At 52.2% G+C, this 16197-nt stretch carries 16 protein-coding genes; 4 read left to right on the top strand and 12 right to left on the bottom strand.

Translation table 11 applies throughout. The features are described 5' to 3' along the window. Nucleotide 1 precedes the first annotated feature (1 nt). The 10 genes from Q0864_RS16085 to Q0864_RS16040 all read right to left on the bottom strand — a co-directional run bounded on the left by Q0864_RS16085 (nucleotide 2) and on the right by Q0864_RS16040 (nucleotide 9066). Nucleotides 2-742 (bottom strand): TrbG/VirB9 family P-type conjugative transfer protein, encoded by a 741-nt coding sequence (locus Q0864_RS16085; protein WP_298571832.1) that lies wholly within the window; start codon nucleotides 740-742, stop codon nucleotides 2-4. A 6-nt stretch (nucleotides 743-748) separates the two neighbouring features. After that, on the bottom strand, nucleotides 749-1402 hold the full coding sequence (locus Q0864_RS16080) for a type IV secretion system protein (protein WP_298571829.1): 654 nt from the start codon (nucleotides 1400-1402) through the stop codon (nucleotides 749-751). A 33-nt stretch (nucleotides 1403-1435) separates the two neighbouring features. After that, on the bottom strand, nucleotides 1436-2440 hold the full coding sequence (locus Q0864_RS16075; protein ID WP_298571826.1) for a type IV secretion system protein: 1005 nt from the start codon (nucleotides 2438-2440) through the stop codon (nucleotides 1436-1438). Nucleotides 2441-2443: 3 nt separating this feature from the next. Next, nucleotides 2444-2872 carry a hypothetical protein gene (locus Q0864_RS16070; RefSeq protein ID WP_298571822.1) on the bottom strand — a complete coding sequence of 143 codons (429 nt, stop codon included), beginning with the start codon at nucleotides 2870-2872 and terminating at the stop codon, nucleotides 2444-2446. A 71-nt stretch (nucleotides 2873-2943) separates the two neighbouring features. Beyond that, nucleotides 2944-3723, bottom strand: a complete 780-nt coding sequence (locus tag Q0864_RS16065; RefSeq protein WP_298571819.1) for a type IV secretion system protein — start codon at nucleotides 3721-3723, stop codon at nucleotides 2944-2946. Nucleotides 3724-3752: 29 nt separating this feature from the next. Further along, on the bottom strand, nucleotides 3753-4868 hold the full coding sequence (locus Q0864_RS16060) for a lytic transglycosylase domain-containing protein (protein ID WP_298571816.1): 1116 nt from the start codon (nucleotides 4866-4868) through the stop codon (nucleotides 3753-3755). Between the two features lie 171 nt (nucleotides 4869-5039). After that, nucleotides 5040-7694, bottom strand: coding sequence for a VirB3 family type IV secretion system protein (locus tag Q0864_RS16055; protein WP_298571813.1), 2655 nt, complete (start codon nucleotides 7692-7694; stop codon nucleotides 5040-5042). 61 nt (nucleotides 7695-7755) lie between these two features. Then, nucleotides 7756-8061: a TrbC/VirB2 family protein gene (locus tag Q0864_RS16050; RefSeq protein ID WP_298571811.1), complete on the bottom strand. Its 306-nt coding sequence runs from the start codon at nucleotides 8059-8061 to the stop codon at nucleotides 7756-7758. After that, a complete protein-coding gene (locus Q0864_RS16045; RefSeq protein WP_298571810.1) occupies nucleotides 8058-8759 on the bottom strand; it encodes a lytic transglycosylase domain-containing protein in 702 nt (233 codons plus the stop codon). The genes Q0864_RS16050 and Q0864_RS16045 overlap by 4 nt, the downstream gene beginning before the upstream one ends. Then, complete coding sequence (locus Q0864_RS16040; protein WP_298571808.1) at nucleotides 8719-9066, bottom strand: hypothetical protein; 348 nt, start codon at nucleotides 9064-9066, stop codon at nucleotides 8719-8721. Before Q0864_RS16040 ends, Q0864_RS16045 begins: the two co-directional genes overlap by 41 nt. 727 nt (nucleotides 9067-9793) lie before the next feature. Between Q0864_RS16040 and Q0864_RS16035 the strand changes: the two genes are divergently transcribed. The 4 genes from Q0864_RS16035 (at nucleotide 9794) to Q0864_RS16020 (ending at nucleotide 13937) form a co-directional block, all read left to right on the top strand. After that, on the top strand, nucleotides 9794-10546 hold the full coding sequence (locus tag Q0864_RS16035) for a hypothetical protein (RefSeq protein ID WP_298571806.1): 753 nt from the start codon (nucleotides 9794-9796) through the stop codon (nucleotides 10544-10546). Between the two features lie 622 nt (nucleotides 10547-11168). Next, nucleotides 11169-12371 carry a replication initiation protein RepC gene (gene repC / locus Q0864_RS16030; RefSeq protein WP_298571803.1) on the top strand — a complete coding sequence of 401 codons (1203 nt, stop codon included), beginning with the start codon at nucleotides 11169-11171 and terminating at the stop codon, nucleotides 12369-12371. Nucleotides 12372-12619: 248 nt separating this feature from the next. Next, on the top strand, nucleotides 12620-13021 hold the full coding sequence (locus Q0864_RS16025) for a hypothetical protein (protein ID WP_298571800.1): 402 nt from the start codon (nucleotides 12620-12622) through the stop codon (nucleotides 13019-13021). Between the two features lie 412 nt (nucleotides 13022-13433). Further along, nucleotides 13434-13937: a hypothetical protein gene (locus Q0864_RS16020; RefSeq protein ID WP_298571797.1), complete on the top strand. Its 504-nt coding sequence runs from the start codon at nucleotides 13434-13436 to the stop codon at nucleotides 13935-13937. A gap of 418 nt (nucleotides 13938-14355) precedes the next feature. Here the strand turns inward: Q0864_RS16020 and Q0864_RS16015 are convergent, their stop codons facing one another. Beyond that, nucleotides 14356-14766 (bottom strand): helix-turn-helix transcriptional regulator, encoded by a 411-nt coding sequence (locus Q0864_RS16015; protein WP_363317629.1) that lies wholly within the window; start codon nucleotides 14764-14766, stop codon nucleotides 14356-14358. Between the two features lie 384 nt (nucleotides 14767-15150). Further along, on the bottom strand, nucleotides 15151-15594 hold the full coding sequence (locus Q0864_RS16010) for a hypothetical protein (RefSeq protein ID WP_298571794.1): 444 nt from the start codon (nucleotides 15592-15594) through the stop codon (nucleotides 15151-15153). Nucleotides 15595-16197: the final 603 nt, after the last annotated feature.

Below are 16197 nucleotides of genomic sequence, written 5' to 3'. Positions count from 1 at the left end.
ATTAGAACTCCTTCCCGGCAAGCGCGGCGACAGTTGACTGGTTGCTAACCTTACCGCCTTGAATGCGGCGAATGCAGATCACTTCGTTTCCGATCCGGATCGAGTATTCCGTATGAACGCCGCTTACACGAACAACCCGGCGCTTTGACGCGGTGTTTGTTGTGACTTCATATCCCGAGGCGTTGACGCGAAAAATCGATGGACGTGTATCGGTCCGAAACTCAAAAAAAGTGTTTTGACCGTTGTTCCAAACACGTACAGGACGGAATCGCGCCTTTCCTGAAAACTGGTATCCGGTGTCACGCGATCCGGTCGCGGCGACAGTTCGGCGCTGTTTGTTATCAGGAAAGTTGACCACCACACGGAAGGTTTGACGTTGAACACTTCCCTCCGTCACATAAAAGGCGATGGCGCGGCGGTTCGTATAAACCGTCATGTTCGAGCTCGCGCGGGCGATCACGGGTTTAATGGAAATTGTCTGACGATTTGAAAGAACTTCCACTTCAAAGCTTTCGCTGTCGCCTAAAAGCACTTGGGTAATCCGCTCGCCATTCCCAAGCTCGATTGCCGTGTTTACACGCAGATGAGTATGAACACGGATCACATCAGTTGGGTTATAGTTGACGTGCATAACCCTTGCATCAGAACCCATTGTCGTCGGTTTTCGCTCAGCCAAAGCGGGGGTCGCTGCCAGCAAAAACGCTGCGCCGATAATGATAGTTATGTTAAGTTTCTTGTGCATTGCTCTTTACTCCCCAAGCGTTTCGGCATCGACACGGAAGGTCGTGACTGTAAATCCAAGAGGGTTTTCCCAAACTCTTTGAAGCAGGCGTTCCCGTCTTGGGTCGAACTCAAATCCGACGGTTGCAACGAAGGATCTGGTTACGGCCTCTTGACGAGGCCGGCGAAGTGACTTTTCAAAGCGGACTTGCGCCACTTGTGGTTCAAGGAAATTGATTGCCTTGATCCTCACTGTGACTTCTGATCCTTGCCCGTAAACACGCGGCGGATAGCTTTCGTTGTCACTATTGTCTGTCCAGAGGCGACGGAGAGAGCTTTGGGCATTGCCTCCAGACCGGCGCTGCACGCTTTCAAGGCGCTCCTGGATACCCGCAAGAATGTAGCTCTCCCGATCCGTCACATAGGCAACCAGAAGCGCTTCCTTAACCGCTTCTTCATCTGAAATTCCCGTCGGCTGTACTTGAACGATCCGCTCAGCTGCACCGGTTGTTTTATCAACAAGCACAGTAAAGACTTCCGTTTTCTTCAACGGCATCATGAAGACAATTGCTGTGCCGAGTACGATCGACAGAGCGCAAGATGCAGTTGCCACCTTCCAAGCCAGCCGTTCACTACGTTTCGGCTGCAACACAAGGTCTACATCGAATCCTTTTTCTGACATTGGCTGCCTTTCTTTCAAACTCGTTAATTCCGTTTATTTTCTCAGTCGGTTCGCAAGATATTGAACCTTGCTGACAGTCGCGTGACCAAGTTTCGAAGCGCGGCTTGCCCCGGCATCGAGGGCCTGCCCTGTGGCGGCGCGGTAAGCCCCTCCGACAGCTCCACCAGCTGCACTGGCACCGGCTTTACCGGCATCGTACCCTTTGCGGCCCTGCACATAGGTTGCTGCGGCAGCAGCGGTCAGGCCGATCCCTGTTTGTGCAAGTGAAGAAGATGTGCTGGGGATCATTGCCATTAGGCCGGTGCCGAGCAACATAACAACGATGAAGCTCACCATGTCGCCGATGGTATCCACTGTGCTTAAGTTTGATGGTGTAACGGCTTGTGCTGACATAATGGTGAAACCAGCCATCGCAGCTGCCAACAACGGAACCAGCGCGAAACCAAGCGCCAACTTTACGTAGGCCTCAAAGAACGGTGCCGTCTGCTTGAACAAGGCCGTTGCCACTGCAACTGGCCCAAGAATAATCAGTACACCGATCATCAGCTTAGCGCCGCCGATCATGATTACACTGACAACCGCCATCAGTGCGGCGACCAAAAACATCACAACGCCAGCAATCGCCCCTGCTATAAAGCTGCCATTTTGGCTAATAGCGTCTCCTACATCGAGCGCTCGACCATAAAGCTCATCCAACCCCGCATAGAGATTGGTTACTGATCCACCAGTTACTTCATTAAGAATAATCCCACCAAACTCGGCGGGTGCATCAGTCAGAACTCCATAAACAGCGTCGAAGTTATTGAAAGTGCGAACGAAAACATAAACCAATGCAATTCTCAGCATCAAACTGACACCATTTTGCAGTGTCATTGGTATCGCTTGGATCGCCAAGTTTGCCCCCGTCAAAGCAAGGACAAGAATGGAGCCAGTTTGGACGATTGGCAGAACTTCGGCGGCAACCGAATTGAAGATGGTGCCGCCAATAGTGGCGACCGTTGCATCAATTTGTCCCAAAAGATCTTCGATTACCGCCATGCCTTATTCTCCCCGACAACTTGCGCGGTGAAACGACTCATATTGCCCTTCAATCAAGCGGCCAAACGCGTCACGTTCCTGCTGCATCGTCGCAATCGTGCTTTTGGAAATATCGCTATCATTGATGCCAAAATGTTCTTGCAAAAGGTCGTTAAAGCTTGCTGAGGCCATCAGGCATTCACAGCTTTCTTCATCGAGGCGTGTTTCTCTCAGCTTCATAAAATACCACTGTCTTGCCGTTGAGAAATGGCCAGGATGTGCGGTCGAGAAATACCCCTCTTTCTGCGGTTCACGATCACACAATGGATTTTCCGCTGCCCGGAAAAACAACATTTCTCGACGTTGCATTTCCTGCATGATTTCCAGAAGCGAGTCTGCGTCTTCAGCAATGACAGCCGCGGCCGCAGCATCTTGCAGCTCTTTCGGGTTCATCGCTTCGACGTCCTGCGCGAACACGGGCGAACAGGCGGCAATTAGGCAGAATGTGAGTATGCTTCTCCGCATCAGTCATCCGCCCCTGAGAAGTCAAAGAACGAACGCTCTTTTGCCTGTTCCGCAGCCCAATTGATGCCGTTCTGTCCCGAGGCAAGCCCTTGCGCGGCGTTCAAACGCCACATTTGACCCAGCATATAGTTGGTTTCCGCTGCCATTCTGGTGTTGAGGTCAACGGATTCTTTCAGAGTGTCCGCGCCGCCAATTTCATCAACAAGGCCGGATGTGCGCTCGATACTTTCGCCCGACTCTTCGTAAGACATCTGGGCCGCTGCCATAGCTGTTGCGTTAGCGGCAGCTGTTTGCGCGATTGTGCCATCCGAGACATTATCCGATGTGGAAAGATCGCTCAGGGTATCAGATGTAAACCCAGCGCCTGCAAGCGTTTCTTCAACAGCTTCGGCGGCCATCTTATCGCCCATGGTGACTTGCCCATCCAGAAGGCTATCTATGAGGCCATCAAAATCACCAATAGCAAGCGAGTCCATGAACCCGCCCAGATCAGTGATTTTCTCGGCGCGACTACGAATATCCGCAGCCGTGTTGTATAGATCACCGATTTGATTGAGGCCCGTGATTGATCCCAAGACGCTATCCAGCAACCCGTTAATATCGGTCAGTTGCTGGATTTGGGCTTGTAGCTGTTGGATCTGCTGAAGTTGCCGGTCAGCGTCCGCCAGCGCCTGTTGCAGTTGCTGGATGTTTTTGGCGAGATTTGAACCGTCGATAACAGGTACACCCTGCGCGTAAACTGGCGCGGCACCAAGACTTGCGGTCAAGCCAGCCGCCAACAGGGTTGTGCAAAGAAAATGTTTCAGTTTCATTCGTCGTACTCCCAAAAGGTTGTTGCTTGAAGTTGTTGCGCAGCTTCGTTCAAGCCCTGCGCGGCCTCGACTTTCACATGAGCTGCGCGTAGGCGCAGCGTCAGCGCCATCAGGCGTGCCCTCTCGGCCATGAGGTATGTGTTCCAGTCGTAGGCTTCTTTGACGTTCTTTGGATCGCCTTGATCAAGGATTGCAGCAATCCGACGCATCGCTCCATTGATCTGTTCAGATTGATAGGAGCCATAGCCCATCGAAGCATCGGCATAGTTGCCCCACGCGGCATTAGCCCCGTCGATCCCATCCAATGATCCGGTCATATCGACACCGGTGATCACCGACAAATATTCGTCGTAGTAGCCCTTGATGCGTCGAACATAGTTTTGTGTTTCTTCGAAGGGAGGAATGCCGCCGTACTTGTTCACGTTTCCAGGGCCAGCGTTATATGCCGCAAGGGCATAATCAACGCGCCCATACTTCGCGAGCTGGGTCAGAATGTAACGTGCGCCACCGTCAAGATTTTCCCATGGATCGTAAGGGTTCACTCCAAGATCCGCAGCGGTTCCGGGCATCAGCTGGCAAAACCCTCGCGCGCCCACATGACTTACAGCTGCGTTGTTGAAACGACTTTCCTGTTTGATCAGGGATTGAAACAGGATGCGCCAAGTCAACGGATTTAATCCAGCTGCCGACACCCCCGGATGACCCTCATAGCGCCGTGCGACGGTAATGATCATCTGTTCAACTGAAGCGTTGTCACCAAACAAGCGATCAGCATCTTGATTTCCCACTTCCGAGACCGGGTAGGCTTCATCTGCGCTTGGGAAGTTCACAGAACCACCCTCGATCCCGGCGACGTTAGTCGTGCCTGTCGATTCTGCTAGGAAGCGCTCATATGCTTCCCGTTGCTCTTCCTTCAGCTCAATCAAACTGTCACGATTTTCGATCTTATTGCCCTGTTCCGTTGCATCACGCAGCGCTTCAGTAAGTCGTGAAATATTCTGTGCCAGATTACTCCCGTCGATCACTGGAACGCCTTGTGCCAGCGCCGACGAGGCGACACTGGCTACCAGAACAAAAACAGCAGACTTAGAGGCTTTGGTAGTCGCAATCATAGCGGCCCCCCGGAGTATCACTCGCGCTAATCGTGAAGAGATCTGTCGCGTTCCGCGTGGCGATATAGCTTCCATCAGCGCTCTTTTGACCAAAGCAATCTGATTTCCGGCCAGTGGTTGTTCCCTCGCAAGCTGCGAGGGCGGCCACAGCCGCAATCAACAGAATAGTTCTCATAGCATTTCCTTCCAGAATTGAGGGTTTTGTCGCCATCCGTGGGGTGCCTTTTCATCGCCGGTTCGACCGCCACCAAGAACAGTCAGAGCACCTCCCAAACCGGAGAGATCGTAGTCCACGAAAACGCTGTCTCCAGCCGATCTGATCAAAGCGATGCGAAGTCCGGCAGCGCCAGCACAAAGGAATGCCGCTTCGCTTTCATTGGTCCGCAGAATTTTGTAATCTTCGGGTTTAGCGCGATTGTTTGGGAACAGGATTTGTGTGTTGACGGTTTCCGCGATGATCTGCCCGACTTGGCTTTGCTCCAAATGCCCCGGCGTCTGCGTCAGCATGACAACCACACAATTCTTTTTTCGCATGGTCACAAGCCAGTCGTGCAGCCGCTTTACAAAGATCTCGTCATTGAGCATCTTCCAAGCTTCATCAATCACGATCATTGTTGGTTCGCGGTCTTCGATAACGCGTTCGATACGTCGGAACAGGTAAGCAAGGACGGCGGAACGTTCTGTGTCGAGGTCAAGAATTTCAGACATATCAATGCCCACAATTTCTTCACCTACTTCAATCGGTGCGTCCGATTTCTTGCTGAAAAGCCAGCCGTATCGACCTTGCTCCGTCCACTCCCGTACTCTTTCCAGCAGTTCACCCTCATCATCCGTGGACGCGACGAGCGATTCCAGACCCTTGAAATTTCTTAGGTTTGGAGCTGCTGTTACGATCTGACGCACAGCGTTGTTCAATGCGACCGTCTGCGTCGTATCTAGCGCCTTGTGGCGCCCCAGAATGTCGCTCAGCCAATCGGTGAGCCATGCTGTCCCTCGATCATCGGTCTCAGTTTGAAACGGGTTGAACCCGGTTGCTTCACCCACCCGGATTGCGCTGTAACTGCCATTCATTGCGCGAATAGCCATTTCCAATCCCTGATCCTTGTCAAAGACAATCACCCGAGCGCCAACACGGCGCGCTTGGGCCATCAGAAATGCCGTCCCCAGTGTCTTACCAGAGCCGGGACGACCAATTACAAGCGTATGTCCAGCACTCGGTTCTTCTGTACGTTTACCCTCTTCATGAAAATTGAAGCGGTATGCGCTGGATGAAACCGTTGGCAGGACCGTGATGTTTTCACCCCAAGGGGACATTTCCGGCAACCTGCCCCCCGCGCTTTTGTGGAACGCCGCAAACTCCGAAAAGTTGTTTGATGAGTTCATGACCGCACGAGGCCGATAAGACCAGTTGCCAGGTGCCTGACCATAAAAGGTCGTGGAGAACGCGCCCTTAAACACAGCAAACTCCGCGCGTTCTCGGATAAGCGTTGCGCCTGTTTCCTGCGCCGCTTGCCATACCTCAGACGTAGCTTTTTCAAGCTCGTCATGCGTGTTGGCAACGATCATGATTGACATGTGATGCAATCCGTAAACCTGCCGCCCGGATGCCACATTGTCTGCCGACTCTTCCAGTGCGAGAGCATCTGAAACCGCCGCGTCGTCGGTTGCCTTCATCTGCCGACGCACCAGCTTCATTTTCTCTACGGTCGTGTTGTTCCGCAGCGGCGTGAAACTGTTGGTGATCACAATGTCATGCGGCAGATCTAGCTTGTCCAGCATGTCCGGTGCGGATTGCGCACAATATGCGTGAATGCCCAACATCGAGGCATATCGCTTGTTCTGACCGTCGCTAATTTCTACAACACGGTCCTTGAAGGTGAAGGTGCTATTTGAAACAACATTCGAAAGATACTGCCCTGGCAAAGCATGACGTTTTTGGAAGGGTTGTCCTTGGATTGTCCCCAACAGTCCCAGCCACTCACCGTCCTTTAGATTTAGACGCCTAAACCCGGTTTCTTTCTGCATTCCTTCGAGAATACGCATCGCTTCATTGAGACGGTCAATGCGCTCCATCAACTCCGCCCGATACTCGGCTTCTTCTTTTTGAGGCGAGAGCCAAGCTCCTAGGCCAAGCTTGTCCGTGAGTGATGGACGGAGAAAGACGGATAAAATGATTACGCGCCGTTGCAACTTGCGCCTGTTAAGTTCACTCCGCCAGCGCGTATCCACCTCTGTTGAAAACCCGTCATAATCGACCGGCTTAAGGTCAAGCTTTTGTGGTACAGTGATCTTATTGATGTAAAATCCGAACTGTTCACCTAGTTGACCAACTTGCCGTGCAAACGCTTCGGCCTGAGCGTCTACTTCAACTTCTTCGACCGTCAGACTATCCAGTCCGCCGATCACAGCGCTTGCCATCAGATCCCCTTGCCGCGTGATAATGATTTCGTCGGTCAAGCCGGCGAGATATGGGATGTGTCGTGCCGCAGGATCTTCTTTCAATACCTCAGCTCCAAGTAGTTCTTGTGTCGCTTTGTTTGGGGTGGTCAACATCGGACCATAACTGTCGCCGCCGTGGAGTTTCCGTTGTTTAGTTGGCGGCGTTTTCGAATAAACCGTCGCCATAATCTCAAAGAGGTGCGGATTGCGATCTGCAATGAGCCACAAAACGGGGTAAACAACCGGGATCAGCAGCATAAACTTCCACTGATCCAGTGCGACGAAAGGGATAAGTGCGCCGAGCATCAGCCCAATGAAGTAGCCGATTGGCAGTCCAAAGAACTTCGGCGGTCGCGTCAGGCCAAGAAATACTGGTGTTGCTCTCATATCGCATACTCAAGTGGTTAAACCTCGCGCCCAGCAGTTGGGCACGAGGCAAAGTCTTTGCTTAAGGCGTCGCAAATCCGTCGATGATTGTTGCTGCCGAGAAGACCAGAACCACACCAAAGAAAATGGCGAGGAACAAAGGCCAATTCAGACGCCCGGTGAACATCATGTATCCGGCTGCCACTACGGCCAGGATTGCGATCAGTCGCCCGATCGGGCCGGTCAGCGCGTCCACAATCGTCTGCAACATATTTTCCAGCGGATCGAGGTTCTGCGCCAGCGCAGGTTCAGCCGCTAAAACGAAAACTGGTAGAATTGCCAGAAACAATCCCACTCTTTCTTTCATCCACTTCCCAAAGGTTTTCATGTGGTCTCCTGTCCAGTTGTTTTATGGAAGATTGCGAGCACTTTCCTGACGTGCCCCTGTGTTTCTCGATAAGGCGGAATACCACCATGCCGAGTGACTGCCTCTGGCCCTGCGTTGTACGCAGCCAAAGCCAATTCCTTTGACCCAAACCGTTCGAGTTGCATCAGCAAATATCGGGCTGATCCATGAAGGTTTTGCCTTGCGTCATTCGGGTTTACGCCAAGCCGTCGTGCTGTTTCGGGCATGAGCTGGCCTAAACCTATGGCCCCTACATGCGAGCGTGCAGACTGTTTGAAATTGCTTTCAATGGCGATATTGGCTCGAAACAGAGCAACCCATTCGGTAGTCGAAAGGCGCGCTGCGCGAATGCCTTTGTGTCGCGAGTAATGTAGTGCAATTTCTTGAATCAAACCTTCGATCTGCGGACTACCGCGCCGACCGGTGTTGTTTGGAATCGGAAGAGCCGCTGCCTTAGGAGGCGGCGCCTCTTCCTCTGCTTGTGGAAGGGGTTGTTTTGGTCGCTCAAGGTCTAGAACACCCGACACAAAAGTCCCTGAAGACCTTTGAACAGTCGAATACTCACCGCCTGAAACATCCAAAACTTCGGCTTGTGCGACCTGGCAGAAGGTTGATGCCAGAACTGACCAAAGAAACCCTTTACTTGCGGTCGCTACTCGTACTTGAACAGCCTTCGTCAATTCGCCACACCCCTTTATCACCCGCATTCAGCGGGAAATCAGGGACAGTAATTCGAAGTTCTTTTGCAAAGGCGGCGAGACCATTTACGGTCACAATTGCCTTGGGTTCCACAGTCTTCCACACAACTACCTGAGATCGGTATGTTTCGCCGTCTTCGCCCTCATAGAGCAAAAAGAAGATCCAACGTCCGCGCATCTGGCTTCCGTCCTTATGGACTGTTTTTTCGCATTCGACTTCGAGCCGCCCCCCCTCTGCCAGATCCTTCTTCACTTTCGCTAAGACACTCACTGGCGAGATCGTTTCCATTTTGGGGCTCCGGTCGTTTTTTAGTTTGTGGACGACAGGAGCAATAACCAACTTTTGCTTACGTCACCATAGTCAAGATGCCGTTAGCTAGTTATTGATGCGGGAAGTGGTTAAGAGTGTCAATAGCTATTTAACGCGATTTTAGATAGCTATTGCAGTCGCTAGGTTCTTGGCCTTATGTTCTTCTCAGATACCCACCCGCTTCAAACAGTGCCACCGGCAACTTTAATCTGAGGTTGATCAGCGTTTGTTATGACACCAAATCTATCGGCATACCTGAATCAGCCTATGATGGCACTGTCTTCATCACCCTCATGTCATTCTATCGCCTGTTGCAGAACCGATATTTGCAAGATTATACATATACTTATCTTGGCTATTCATTTGTTTTTCGTCGGTGCACATTCGGCTTCCTCACAAGAAGTCTATTGCGTCCCGCCTGCCCTTCCTTTGTTGCCATCCGACCCCGAAATGCAGATCGAATACCGAAGCGAACTCTCGCAAGAGTATAATGACTACTTTCGCCTTGCCGCTGAGTACCTTAACTGCCTGAACGCTTCCGGTTCGGCCACTCGTGAGGGTATTCAGCAAGCGATTGACGACTACAACCACCTCCTTAACCTCACGGAAAGGCCGTGACAAGGAGTAGCTGGCGGCTCTGAGAGCTATCTATTGCAATGACAGGTAGTTTTGTGCTTATTAGCTATTAATTGAGTGGAGATTTGTCATGAAGCTACCCCGCAATCTTTTTCACGCCGCCGCTGGCGCCGCTTCGCTGCTTTCGCTTGTTGGAGCACCGGCACCAGCCAATGCTCAATCTTATCCGATCGACTGCGCTATTCTGCTTTGTCTGTCTGGAGGTTGGCCCGGTTCCGTGCCTTGCGTTCGCGCCCGTGCAGAGTTCATCCGCCGAATAACACCCTGGCCGATTGAGCCACCTTTGCAGATTTGGCGCTGTCCTATGGGCGCTTCTTTCAACGTTGACCCATCTGAGCTTACAGCTGATCGAATTTACGAAATTCTCATGGACAACAGCACCGTCCCGCAACAATCGTTTCCTCCCGTGCCACTCACGGAACCGATGGAAGCGCAGCCCGCCGTTCTGAAAATGAACGGGGGGTCTGCGCGACCATTGCCCGAAGATATGATGTTGCAACTGATCAACGGTACTGCCGACATCGACATCAGCGGCAAAGATTTCGACTTTGTGCGTTCTATTCGGGTTTTCCATGTTCGGCTGGCGATGCAAGCTGAAGGCGACACTGGCGGTTGTGATCGAATGGGAGGCGGCGTCGAACTTGGGACCTATGGTCCCCAAGGTGGATACAGAACAAGTACCGTTTCGTATACCGCCTTGCCAGCTGCCCATACAGGGATGGAAGGTTTCGGCCAAAGCTGCCCGAGTGTGTTCCACCGATCTGTCTTTGTCGATTGGCGCGATCATGAAGGCAAGTATGGGTTCGAGCAGGTGAACTACTAGTTATTGTGGTCCCTATCGCAGGGGCCACAATAATTGCGACGACCTACTAAATTCTATATGTCTGTAGCCAAGAACATAAGAATCACGAGGCAGATACAATGAAACCCAAACAAAGGAGCAGAACACCCAAAAACAAACCCCCGCAAGGCGGCAACCTAACGGGGGGTTTTTGTTAAAGCCTAGGGACGGCAATCCCGAAGAAGCTCCATAAGTTAGCTCCGGTTTTAACATCACCACATCGTCGCAAGCAAGTAAAAAACGCAGTTTTTGCGAACGAGAAAGATGTGTCTCAGCCTGAGCCTCGAAAAACCACAAGGTTTAGTCTCAGACACAACACTCAGTAAGACCGACGAGCCGACAGGCAAAGTCTTGTGTGTTAACGTCTATGCAACGGAACAGAATCAAAAGGAGAAAAACAGCCCCCAGAAAGTAGAAACCCCCGCAAGGCGGAAACCTAACGGGGGGGGTTCTGAAACCGAAGAACGCCAATTCTTCAGTAGGTCCAATTCTCTGACCTCGGTTTTACCACCCCCTCATAGTGCTGGCAACAAAAAACGCATTAGTGCGAACGAAGAAGATTTGCCCGCCACCGTCTTGCTTCACTAACGAGCAAGGACAGGACATGACAGACAGGACGTTCCCGACGCTGCCGCAAGGCCACCAGCGTTTTTCCGTTGAACAGCTTCTTATCGAGCTGGCCCCAGCCCTCGGGCTGCGCGGCGCGCGCCTTCACGCGCTTCTTTACATGATGAAACAGACCGCCCCCGGTGACTGGACCGCGCCGGACCGCGAGCCGGTCTTTTTCGCACCCCAGGATCAAACCGCAGAGGCGTTGAACAAGACCCGCCGCGCGCTTTACGACGACGAAGCCGCCCTTGAAGCCGCTGGGTTGATCGAAAAACGGGTTAAGGGCAACGGATCTCGCTCGCCCTTTGGCGGGTGCGGGATCGTGTTTTCCAAATTAATCGCGCTTGTTCCCGATCTTCTACACCTAAAGGAGCAGATGGCGGCCGAGAGGTTTCGCCGGAAGGAGCTACGCAACCGTCGCAGCACATACGTTCGCCACATCAAGCGCCACCTAAGAGACGCCGCAGCCGACGAGCTGACCCATCCTCGCCTTCTGAGCATCATCGAGGCGTTTGACGCCTGGCCCGTGGCCGCGCGTCTCGCCAGTATGCCGATCGAGGCGCTGGAACGTCACGTTTCCGAGGCCCAAGCCCTGTGCACAACCTTGGATGATTTCCTTGAAACACGTCCAGATTCTACCGCCAAAGCGGCAGAAAACTTCCCGTGCTTTATACAAGAGAACAACCAAGATAGTTCATCTGTAATCTGTAACGCTGGCGTGGATGAACGGAGCGCGGGCAAGCCCGCGCACATGGAATTTGTTTGTTCGGAGCCTATCGGCCCCGAAGATTGCTTAGAAAAAAAGCATGAAGCGGAGAGGGCGGCGCACAACAACAAATTCATCGCCCAGCTGACCCCGGAGCGCATTTTCAACCTCGCAAGTAATGATATGCAGTCTTACATCCTTGCCTGTCAGGACGATACCCCCACCTTGCGCGAAATCCACATCATCGACGCTGCAACCCGTATCATTCACCCGCTTGGCATCAATCACGACGCTTGGATCAAAGCTGTCAGCCTCATGGGCGACGTGGGCGCTGCCCTGTGTGTTCTACTGATCGACGCCAATCGCAATCATCCCAGCACGCCAATTCGCAACCCGGGCGGGGCGCTGCGCGCCATGACTGATCGCTACAAATCGGGTAAGTTGAACCTGGTCGGCAGCCTCATTGGCCTCGCGCGCCGCCGCGGTTTCTGATGCCCAAGTTCATCGGCCAATTTCCGCAACTTGGTTTTGGATCCTGCGGCCTCGCCTTGGTCGGTTTGCGCGTTTTTCCACCCTATTTCGGGCTCGAAATCGCGCCTCTCGTTGGCCTCGTACATGATCTTGCGCGCCATTGCCCAGGTGCTCGGCCTGAAAAACGCTACCATTTAGCGCTTTGCGCACTGGTTTCGCAATTTTCGTGCGTTTTTGCTATGCTGCCCTTATTGCGAATGGAGTAGACAATGTTTGGATTATCTCTATGGCGCGTTGCGTTGCTTGGTCTTTCGCTTTCAGCAGGGATCGCTGAAGCACAAGAAAGACGATATTACGAGGGGTGCAAAGGTTTGTGCTTTCGAGACATAGAAGTGCAAATGCAGTACGACCAAGTTATTTTTGGTAAGTCTGCCGCCGAGGTTAACGCTGATCTTCCGCGCAAAATCAGTGAGTGCGAAAGCCTTTGCTGGACGGAGCAACCCAGAGATCGAATAGACAGCATTGTTAGAAATATTTCGAGAGCTCTTAGGTTTAAGATAGAGACTTTGGCGAAATATGGCGTTTCTCCCAAACCCACTATTATGATCTGCAAGGCCGATATTACATGTGCGGTTGGTGACGACTATTGCAGTTTGCCCCTTTGTGATTGAAGGGATAGGGGCCGTTGCAGTAACGTTCTTACGCCCGGCGCGTTTTCTTTGAGTGGATTGAACCGGATATTTGCAAGTTTACCGCAAACATCCGGTTCTAGGTTATCACCTTTCACGGCCATCGGCATCCCTGCCTGTTCCGCACCAATAATTGTATAGTCGCTAGCTAGTTTAGCAACCGTTAGTTATCTCGCGCCATCATCTTTCCCAAAATATCCTCGGGGGAGCGCCAAGGCGCGGGGGCGGAAGCCCCTCTTGCGGTCTAAAGGATCGAACGTGTATATTTGGATCTCAATTACCGCAATTAGGCACAAAGTAACAAACGTCATCATCGCTGAGTAGTGCGCGATGTAGTATTAAAAGACTTATGCTTGTTAGTAGAATCTAGGTTTTTGTCGGGGGGTAGTGATACATGCGCCGTATTCTTCTATTCTGTTTCTGTAGTCTGCTGTTCTCTGCTCCTCTCTTGGCAGATGATGAATTCTTTGAGCTAGGTTCTACTATGCCAGCCCTCGAACGTTATGTTGGCCACCCGATCGTAATAAAGTGCTTATTCAACCCGGATAGACAGAACACGCCACGTCTTGCGGCCCCTCTCGGCGAGAGTTATCAACTAGAAATTAGACAGCTCGATAAAGAGAATGCCGATTTTTCTAATTACAAGTTGCGTAGTCATAGTGGTCCCATCAAGGCCGAGTTTCAGTTTTTTGTCTTTGCTCCAAGGACTGGTTTGGAAGTTGCTCGGGGAAGTGCTTTTGGAACCAGGTCGCAATCGGTCGCCCTCGAATTTAGAGGCGACGATTTTGAACTAAGAACACGGTTGTCACACCTGTCTTTTGGCAACGGCTATTTCACTAGTAACCAAAAGCGTGAGCCATTGCTTAATGGGGTTTGCACGGTATTCCCTGAATCTTGATGATGAATTCCCGGCCTTTCGGATACGCCCATCGTTCCCGCTCGTTGACCTAGCGTTTTTCCAACGTCTATTTTGGTTCGTGGCGCCAGAAATGTACGTTCACCCCGGTTGGCCTTAGAGCAAGTCGTGTTCGTGGAAGGCTCGTTCAACATGCCAAGTGCAGGTTCTTCCGCCACACTCTCTACACTTGAAATAGTCTACTATTTCTCTGACATGGGTATGGGGCCGAAATTTTGCATACAGTTGGTGCGGCGGTACGCGCCACACACGATTGCAAATGAAGCATTTTGTTACGAGTGCGTCTGTAGCAGCGAGGTCGTTGAGCCTAAGCGCCCAGGCAGGAGCAAGAGTGATTTCCTCGAATGGCATGGGAGAGAACATAAAGCGAACTTTGCTTGATCTTCAATAGTTCTCTCGGTCACGCGGGGTTCTTGGTCGCGAGCGCTGCCGTTAGCTCGAAAATTTGCTTTCTCAGTTTTTCAGGCGTGTTTTGGTACATTCGCATCAGCTCGACAGCTTCTCGATCATTCAGCGTTTCTGAAAGAGTAGCCTTGCGCTTCTTTCCTGTGTTTTTCTTCTGAAGGCCATCGAAAAAATAGGTTACGGGAACGCCGAGTTCGTCTGCCACTTCGGTAAGCCGTGACGCACTCACCCTGTTGCCGGCCGTTTCGTATTTTTGCAGCTGTTGGAAGCTGATATTGAGGCTGGCTGCCAGTTGCTTTTGGGTCTTTCCAGCGTGCCAGCGCGCTTGCCGAATGCGGCGTCCGACATGAACATCAACAGGATGTTTCAATGATTTTTCCTTCTGTGGACGTTGTGTTTCGCTCAATACGAGAATCTTTTTTATTACTCAATTTCTGGCATAAACTAGCTTACGCTGCAATAGATGGTTTTTGGTAACTTTGTCGCGAAACGCTCCAAACCGTGCTCTAGGCTTCAGCCGGCAGTCCGGCTTTCGCCCCGAACCACCCTGCCCTGTCTCCCTGCGGCCTAGTGTGCCGGTTTCTGTCTCACATGAGCCAGCGCCCGACACGGCCAGCATGGTCGCCCAGGACGGCACGGATCGGCCCATGCGGGTAACGATCGACTGTCGCAGTCAGTCTTTCGAGATCCGCGCGAGGCGCGCAGATCGAGGAAGCACAAGACAGGCCCGACTCCGCTTCGCTCTATCGGACCTGACAGTTTAAGGTTTTAGGGTTGCCCGGATGAGAACTTACTTTTTAGCAACCGATTGTTCTTCGTCTGAGGGTGATGGTTTAGCAGATGGCAAAAACAGGGGCGCGCTGGCGCTGGTAATAAACAGGACCAAGCCAACGAATATGAACTTGAGCGCTCGCAGGACATAATCGGTGCTTTTCATGACACCAGCAAATAGAGAACTATTGGTCTCATTGAAGACAATTATTTCTACACTAAGATACCAAATGGCCATTGCTAAATATGAGAGGCCTATAAACAGTGATGCTGGCAGTAGTGATGCAATCAAAAAAACTAACCAACGATAGTATCGATTTCGGTCAATAATCATAGTTAGTTGCTTTGGCCTTAACCAAATAATCACCACGGCGGCAGTAAGCAAAGCACTCACTGAGGAGATTCCTAGGAACAGCAGCTTGTACCAGTTTTCCAAGCCTATTACATTGATTTCACTTGGCATTTAACTTCCTTTCCATCGTCTTCGCTTTGTCAAGTATAGGGTTGGTGAAGGCCACGTCCTAGGATTCAGCAGGCAGGCGGCTTTCACCCCGAACCACCCTGCCCTATCTCCTTGCGGCCTGGTGTGCCTGCTTCTGTCTCACATGAGCCAGCACCCGACACGGCCAGCATGGTCGCCCAGGACAGCGCGGTTCGGCCCATGCCGGTAACGATCGACTGGCGCAGTCAGTCTTTTGAGATCCGCGCGAGGCGCGCAGATCACACATCCCAAAGGTCTGACCCGATTCCGCTTGCGCTCTATCGGATCAGGCAGTTTTCCATTTCTTGTTTGTCCGCCCAACAGACCTGCCCAGGCCGGTCAATCGGCAAGCGCCCGCTGCGCGGTCGTCGCGGTTCAGGGCCGTGTCCTCGCTCGTGCCGAGCTGCGGGCCGCACCACCCCTGCCCCGAGACCGTTGACAGTCCCGTTCAGGACCGTGGGTCGGGCTTACGCCCTCTCCACTCTGTTCCGCCGGAAACATGCGTTTCCGGTCAGATCAGAGAGCCGAGGCGCAGCCCATCGGCGGAAAGAAGGCACCAAGCCCGAAACGTCGCACCACAAAGGA

The organism is uncultured Aliiroseovarius sp., from assembly GCF_947497285.1.
Lineage (GTDB): Bacteria > Pseudomonadota > Alphaproteobacteria > Rhodobacterales > Rhodobacteraceae > Aliiroseovarius.
The sequence above is the reverse complement of the archived record's forward strand: the minus strand, read 5'-3'. Positions and strand labels throughout refer to the sequence as shown.

What these genes read in the sequence shown, in the direction of transcription:
- Q0864_RS16085 (WP_298571832.1), bottom strand. Translation starts at nt 742, where the DNA reads ATGCACAAGAAACTTAACATAACTATCATTATCGGCGCAGCGTTTTTG.
- Q0864_RS16080 (WP_298571829.1), bottom strand. Translation starts at nt 1,402, where the DNA reads ATGTCAGAAAAAGGATTCGATGTAGACCTTGTGTTGCAGCCGAAACGT.
- Q0864_RS16075 (WP_298571826.1), bottom strand. Translation starts at nt 2,440, where the DNA reads ATGGCGGTAATCGAAGATCTTTTGGGACAAATTGATGCAACGGTCGCC.
- Q0864_RS16070 (WP_298571822.1), bottom strand. Translation starts at nt 2,872, where the DNA reads ATGAACCCGAAAGAGCTGCAAGATGCTGCGGCCGCGGCTGTCATTGCT.
- Q0864_RS16060 (WP_298571816.1), bottom strand. Translation starts at nt 4,868, where the DNA reads ATGATTGCGACTACCAAAGCCTCTAAGTCTGCTGTTTTTGTTCTGGTA.
- Q0864_RS16055 (WP_298571813.1), bottom strand. Translation starts at nt 7,694, where the DNA reads ATGAGAGCAACACCAGTATTTCTTGGCCTGACGCGACCGCCGAAGTTC.
- Q0864_RS16050 (WP_298571811.1), bottom strand. Translation starts at nt 8,061, where the DNA reads ATGAAAACCTTTGGGAAGTGGATGAAAGAAAGAGTGGGATTGTTTCTG.
- Q0864_RS16040 (WP_298571808.1), bottom strand. Translation starts at nt 9,066, where the DNA reads ATGGAAACGATCTCGCCAGTGAGTGTCTTAGCGAAAGTGAAGAAGGAT.
- Q0864_RS16035 (WP_298571806.1), top strand. Translation starts at nt 9,794, where the DNA reads ATGAAGCTACCCCGCAATCTTTTTCACGCCGCCGCTGGCGCCGCTTCG.
- repC (WP_298571803.1), top strand. Translation starts at nt 11,169, where the DNA reads ATGACAGACAGGACGTTCCCGACGCTGCCGCAAGGCCACCAGCGTTTT.
- Q0864_RS16025 (WP_298571800.1), top strand. Translation starts at nt 12,620, where the DNA reads ATGTTTGGATTATCTCTATGGCGCGTTGCGTTGCTTGGTCTTTCGCTT.
- Q0864_RS16020 (WP_298571797.1), top strand. Translation starts at nt 13,434, where the DNA reads ATGCGCCGTATTCTTCTATTCTGTTTCTGTAGTCTGCTGTTCTCTGCT.
- Q0864_RS16010 (WP_298571794.1), bottom strand. Translation starts at nt 15,594, where the DNA reads ATGCCAAGTGAAATCAATGTAATAGGCTTGGAAAACTGGTACAAGCTG.